Annotated in this window: 2 protein-coding genes; both read left to right on the forward strand. The window is 63.6% G+C overall.

The window, feature by feature from the left end; genetic code table 11:
• Positions 1 to 62: 62 nt before the first annotated feature.
• Positions 63 to 719, forward strand: a complete 657-nt coding sequence (locus tag E4634_RS20955) for an SCO family protein (protein WP_240725271.1) — start codon at positions 63 to 65, stop codon at positions 717 to 719.
• A 98-nt stretch (positions 720 to 817) separates the two neighbouring features.
• Positions 818 to 1531 (forward strand): 5'-3' exonuclease (locus E4634_RS20960; RefSeq protein WP_276606640.1); only part of this gene is annotated, 714 nt, incomplete at its 3' end.

The following is a 1531-nucleotide window of genomic DNA, read 5'->3' on the forward strand; positions in this document are numbered from 1 at the left end:
AGATGTGTATAAGAGACAGCTACCTGTTCCCGGTAACCACCGCCCTGTGAATGAGTGAGGCCATGCCGCATACCGACACCCAGACCCGCAATATCCGCCTGACCGTCGCCGGCGTCCTGCTGTTCATCCTGGTGGTGATCTTCAGCTTCGTGCACCGCATGCAGCAGCCGCGCATCATGACCACGGGCGAGATGAAGGCCAACGGCTTCTACCTGCTGGATACCCCGCGCAATTTCGGCGAAGTCCAGCTCGTGGACCACCGCGGAGAACCTTTCACCCGTGCCCAGCTGGAGGGGCACTGGACCTTTGTGTTCTTTGGTTTTACCCACTGCCCCGACGTCTGTCCGACCACCATGGCGTTCCTCAACACGCTGATGCAGAGCCTGGAAGGCACGGAAGGCGAAGATACCCGGGTGGTGATGGTCACCGTGGACCCGGCGCGTGATACGGTGGAGCAGCTGGCCCAGTACGTGCCCTTTTTCAACGAGGATTTTATCGGCGTGACCGGGGAATTCCCGGACATCTACCGCTTCGCGACCGCCCTCAACGCGCCCTTCCGCAAGGTGCCGGGCCAGGGCGAGGACTACCAGGTCGAGCACAGTGCTAATGTGGTACTTATAAATCCCAAAGGGGACTACCATGGTTTCTTCCGCGCGCCACTGGACCTCGGCAAGATGAAAGGCACCTATCGCTCGGCGCGCGCTCTCTGGGACTATTGACCCTCGGCGTGGGTAAAAGGCAGATAAACCGGCAACTATTGAAACAGTAAGCGCTTGCATACCTGCGCGGCAGGCAGCGCGCTGCGAAGGAGAGCCAAGTGAGTTCCAAAAAGGACAAAACCCCTCCCCTGGTGCTGGTTGACGGCTCCTCCTACCTGTACCGGGCGTTCCACGCACTGCCCATGCTGACCACCTCTGAAGGCCAGCACACCGGCGCGGTACGCGGCGTGATCAGCATGCTGCGCCGCCTCAAGGCGGACTACCCCGACTCGCCCATCGCCGTGGTTTTCGATGCCAGCGGCAAGACCTTCCGCGACGAGATCTTCGAGCAGTACAAGGCGCATCGCCCGCCCATGCCCGGGGAGCTGCGCGAGCAGGTCGAACCCATCCACGCCATCGTGCGCGCCATGGGCCTGCCCCTGCTGTGCGTGCCCGGCGTGGAGGCGGACGACGTCATCGGCACCCTCGCCCGCCAGGCCAGCGCCGCCGGCCGCGCGGTGGTCATCTCCACCGGCGACAAGGACATGGCGCAGCTGGTGGATGAGCACACCACGCTGGTCAACACCATGACCGACACTACCCTGGACCCCGCCGCGGTGGAGGAGAAGTTCGGTATTCCCCCGCAGCGGGTGATCGACCTGCTGGCCCTGATGGGCGACAAGGTGGACAATATTCCCGGCGTCGCCGGGGTCGGCGAGAAGACCGCGCTGGCGCTGTTGCAGGGGCTGGGCGGGCTGGAGGAGATCTCCGCGTCCCTGGACCAGGTGGCGGGGCTGTCCTTCCGCTGTCTCTTATACACATCTGACGCTGCC

The sequence above is a fragment of the Mangrovimicrobium sediminis genome (assembly GCF_004745945.1).
GTDB classification, from domain to species: domain Bacteria; phylum Pseudomonadota; class Gammaproteobacteria; order Pseudomonadales; family Halieaceae; genus Mangrovimicrobium; species Mangrovimicrobium sediminis.